Consider the following 4,490-nt stretch of genomic DNA (forward strand, 5'->3'; position numbering starts at 1 on the left):
CCGCGGCCGCTGCCGGGGATGGGCCTGCGTGCGCCGCTGTCGTGCGGCGCGGCGGGCGTGCCGGATCCGGCTCGATCCGGCCCGGAGTCCACGACCTCGATCTCGGTGGTCAGATCCCCGTGGATCAGTTTCAGCTCGACATCCGCGCCGGCACCCGCATATCGCAGCGCATTCGTCAGCGATTCCTGCACGATCCGGTAGACGGCGAGCTGCTGCGCCGCGTCGCCGGCCGGAACACCCTGCTCGGTGACGGAGATGCGGAGGCCCGCCTCCGCGAAGCCGCGGATCAGCTCCGCCAACTGCGCCGCACCCGGCTGGGGCGCCAAGGGGGCCGCGGACGGAGTCGTCGATGTCGCGGGGCCCCGATCCTCGTTCAACACCCCGAGCAGGCGGCGCATCTCGGTCAGCGCCGAGCGACCGGTCTCCGCGGCTCGATCCATCGCCTGCTTCGCGGCGACCGGCTCCGCGTCTATCGCGACGGAGGCCGCCTCGCTCAGCGTGACGACCACCGAGAGCGAATGCGCAACGATGTCGTGCATCTCCCGCGCGATGCGGGCCCGTTCGGCGGCCGCGGCGAGCTGGGCCTTCTGCTCGCGGTCGCGGGCGAGCTGATGCGCGCGGTCGATGAGCGCCTCGATGTACCGGCGACGGTTGCCGAGGTTGATGGCGATCATCAGCACCGCGAGCAGCCACAGCGCGTTGATGATCACGAGCACCAGACCTTCGCGCACGCCGACGGGATCCGCGACCGCGATGCCGGCCGGACCGACGGCGCCCGATGAGCCGGAGGGCACGACGAGGATCAGCAGCGAATTCACGATGACGGCGACCCCGTAGCCGATCCAGCCCATCGCGACGCTGCGATAGACGGGGACAGCGTAGAGCAGGAAGACCAGTGCCACGGAGTTCGGCGCGACGAGGAGGCCCTGTTCGAAGACCATCAGCAGCGAGACGACGATGAGCCCGGCCAGTGGGAATCGTCGGCGGAACCGCAACGCCGTCGCCACGAGCGCGACGATGAGCAGCGTCATGAGGGTCCAGGGCCAGACGAGGTGCTGCGCGAGCGCCTGCATCTCGGAGACCGCCTCCGGCTCGACGCCCTCGAAGTCGGTGGCCACGAAGCCTGCGACGACTTCGAAGAGCATCATCAGCGCACAGCCGAAGAGATAGGTGCCGACGATGGTCCAGTCGACGGCGCGCGGGTGCTCGGCCAGCCAGCGCCGGAACACGCCGGGCGGGCGCGGGAGCGCCGCGTCGCCCGGCGTGAGGGTGATGGCTTCGGTCACGCAGCGTCTCTCGTCTTGAGGAGGATGCCGGCGGGGACGAGGGCCGCGACGGCCCAGGCGGCGAGGCCGCCCAGTGCGGCCCAGTATGACACGTCGCCGCGGTACTCCGGGTCGGTGACGGCCCAGGTCGAGAGCGCATGCCCGAGGTCGGCCGGCATCCACTGCGCGAACGTCGGCACCCATTCCCAGCCGGTCATCGTGAGGATCTGGAACACGATCGTCGAGATGAACAGGAGCGTCACCATGACCGCGATCGCACCCGCGCTGGAGCGCAGCAGCGCACCGAGGCCGAGCGAGAGGAGCGCCGAGAGGGTCAGGAAGAGCGTCGCGCCCAGCAGCGAGATCAGGACCGTCGGCTCGACCAGCGCCTCGAACGCTCCCGACCCCAGGATCGTCGCGGAGATGAGCCCGCCGCCGAAGGTGCTGAGCCCTCCGACCGCCAGGCCGAGCGCCGCCACGACGAGCGCCTTCGCGCCGAGCAGCGGCGTCCTGCTCGGTACCGCGGCAAGGCTCGAGAGGATCAGTCCGCTCGCGTACTCGCTCGTGACGGCGAGCACGCCGAGGATCCCCATGACGAGCACGGTGAACATGCTGCTGAGCGTGGCCGACTGCACCAGCAGCTCCGGCATCGCCTCAAGCGTGGCGAACTCGGTCCCGGCCATCGCCGAAGCCATGAGCGCGGCGCCGCCCCAGCTCAGCACGATGGTGATGATGATCGACCAGCGGATCGAGCGCAGGGAGAGCAGCTTGATCCACTCCCCGCGGAGGACCCCGTCGAAGGACAGGCGGCCGCTGACGTCGTGTTCACGGGCGACGGGCTCGCGGGCGGTGGCGGGTTCGATGAGTGCGGTGGTCATGTCGTTTTCCTCTGTTCCTCGGATCTTCGCATCGGGTCGCAGCGCTTCAGGCCGCGACCGGCTGCGCGGCGGCCGGGTCGGACGTGTACTCGAGCTCTCCCCTGGTCAGCGAGAGGTAGGCCTCCTCCAGGGAGGCCGCATCGGTGCTCAGTGCGTGCAGCACGATGCCGTGGCCCGCGGCGATCTCACCGACGCGCTCGGCCGCGATTCCGTGCAGCTCGAGCTCGTTGCCGCCGCTCTGCTGGGTGCTGCGGGCGCCCTCGGCGCGGAGCAGCTCCCCCAGCCGGATCGCGTCCGGCGAGGTCACCCGCACGGTGCGGCGGCCGCCCGCGCCGATGAGTTCTGCGATCGGTGCGTCGGCGATGATCCGGCCTCGGCCGAGCACGAGCACGTGATCGGCGGTCTGCGCCATCTCGCTCATCAGGTGGCTCGAGAGCAGGACCGTCCGCCCCGTGGCGGCGAACTCGCGCACGAACTCGCGCACCCAGAGCACGCCGTCGGGGTCGAGCCCGTTCACCGGCTCGTCGAGAACCAGCACGTCGGGATCTCCGAGCAGGGCGGCCGCGATGCCCAGCCGCTGCCCCATGCCGAGCGAGAATCCGCCGACCCGCTTGTGCGCCACCGAATCGATGCCGGTGAGCTCCAGCACCCGGTCCACCCGCGCGTCGGGGAGGCCGTGCGTCGCCGCGAGCGCGCGCAGGTGGCTGCGCGCCGTGCGGCCCGGATGCACGCCCTTCGCGTCGAGCAGCGCACCGGCGACGCACAGGGGGTTGCGATGCTCGGCGTAGGGCTTGCCCAGCACGGTGATGCTGCCGTGCGTCGGGCGGTCGAGGCCCATCAGCATGCGCATGGTCGTCGACTTGCCGGCCCCGTTCGGTCCGAGGAAGCCGGTGACCTGCCCGGGCTGCAACGAGAAGCTGACGTCGTCGACCGCGAGCTTCGTGCCGTAGCGCTTCGTGAGATTGACCGCCTCGATCATCGTGTTCCCTTCCGTCGGCCGATCTGGCCGCTGAGAACACGCTATGTTCCGCTCGGGTCTCCGGACATCCGCCGCAAGTGCCGTCCGGGGTCATCCTTTCGGATGATGCCGCGCGCCCGTCTGCCGGGATCCCGCGGTTCTAGGCTCCGGCGTGCGCGCCGATCCTCTGGCCGACGACGGCGGAGATCCCGTCCTGCCTCATCGAGACGCCGTAGAGCGCATCCGCGATCTCCATCGTGCGCTTCTGGTGCGTGATGACGATGAGCTGGGAGCTCTCCCGCAGCGCTTCGAAGACCTGGAGCAGGCGACCGAGGTTGGCGTCGTCGAGTGCGGCCTCGACCTCGTCCATGATGTAGAACGGACTCGGCCGCGCCCGGAAGATCGCGACCAGCCAGGCGACGGCGGCGAGGGAGCGCTCGCCTCCGCTCAGCAGCGACAGCCGTTCGACCTTCTTGCCGGCCGGCCGCACGGTCATCTCGATACCGGTGCTCAGCAGGTCGTCGGGATCGCTCAGCGCGATCTCGCCGGAGCCCCCCGGGAACAGCACCGGGAAGATCTCGGCGAACGCCGCCCGGGTGTCCTCGAACGCCTCCGCGAAGATCCCCTCCATCTTCCCGTCGAGCTCCGCGATGATGGTGAGCAGGTCGGCTCGGGTCTTCGTGAGATCGTTCAGCTGCTCGACCAGGAACGCGTGGCGCTGCTCGAGCGCCGCGAACTCCTCCAGGGCGAGCGGATTGATCCGGCCGAGCTCCGTGAGGCGGCGCTCGGCCCTGGCGAGACGGCGCTCCTGCTCGGAACGGACGAAGGGAACGGTCTCGACATCCCCGGCATCCTGCGCGTTGCCGTCATCCTGCGCGTCAGTCGCGGGATCCGCATCCGACCCGGTAGATGCTGCGAGCCCCTGCGGCTCCGATGATCGCTGGGAAGGCTCCAGCCCCAATTCGGCCGCGAATTGCGCTTCGAGATCCTCGGGCAGTTCGGCGACGAGCGTCAGGCCGCCGCTCGGCGCGGGATCGTCCTCCGGCGCCGTCACCGGCACTCCCTGATCCGGCCCGTACTCGGCGATCAGCACGTCCTCGACGAGGCCGAGCTCGTTGCCGGCCCGCTCGAGCAGCGCCGACAGTTGCAGCTTGCGCTCGTAGCTCTTGAGCTCCGCACCGTGCACGCGTTCGGTGAGCGCCTGCAGCCGTCCCCGCAGTTCGGACTCCTCCGCGCGCAGCAGCGTCAGCTCCTGGCTGTGCCTGGCCCGCTCCTGCTCGGCGGTCTGCTGCGCGAGCCTGGCCTCTGCGAGCGAGCGGTCGCAGGCGGCCAGGATGTCGGGCAGCAGGCCCGCGACACGCTCGGAGCGCTCCACCTGCCGCGCCCGGA

General features: G+C 70.5%; 4 protein-coding genes. All 4 read right to left on the minus strand.

The window, feature by feature from the left end; translation table 11 throughout:
* Positions 1-1,286: sensor histidine kinase (locus ACFPZL_RS10425; protein ID WP_382335336.1), on the minus strand; the 1,286-nt coding region annotated here is incomplete at its 3' end.
* Positions 1,283-2,143 carry an ABC transporter permease subunit gene (locus ACFPZL_RS10430; RefSeq protein ID WP_218113875.1) on the minus strand — a complete coding sequence of 287 codons (861 nt, stop codon included), beginning with the start codon at positions 2,141-2,143 and terminating at the stop codon, positions 1,283-1,285. The genes ACFPZL_RS10425 and ACFPZL_RS10430, both read right to left, overlap by 4 nt.
* A 46-nt stretch (positions 2,144-2,189) precedes the next feature.
* On the minus strand, positions 2,190-3,122 hold the full coding sequence (locus tag ACFPZL_RS10435; protein ID WP_218113874.1) for an ABC transporter ATP-binding protein: 933 nt from the start codon (positions 3,120-3,122) through the stop codon (positions 2,190-2,192).
* A 139-nt stretch (positions 3,123-3,261) separates the two neighbouring features.
* The coding region (locus ACFPZL_RS10440) for an AAA family ATPase (protein WP_382335338.1) at positions 3,262-4,490 on the minus strand (1,229 nt) is incomplete at its 5' end.

It is taken from the genome of Leucobacter soli, assembly GCF_042659205.1.
Classification (GTDB): Bacteria; Actinomycetota; Actinomycetes; order Actinomycetales; family Microbacteriaceae; genus Leucobacter; species Leucobacter soli.

Coding starts and splice junctions, on each gene's coding strand:
- ACFPZL_RS10430 (WP_218113875.1), bottom strand. CDS start 2,143: ATGACCACCGCACTCATCGAACCCGCCACCGCCCGCGAGCCCGTCGCC.
- ACFPZL_RS10435 (WP_218113874.1), bottom strand. CDS start 3,122: ATGATCGAGGCGGTCAATCTCACGAAGCGCTACGGCACGAAGCTCGCG.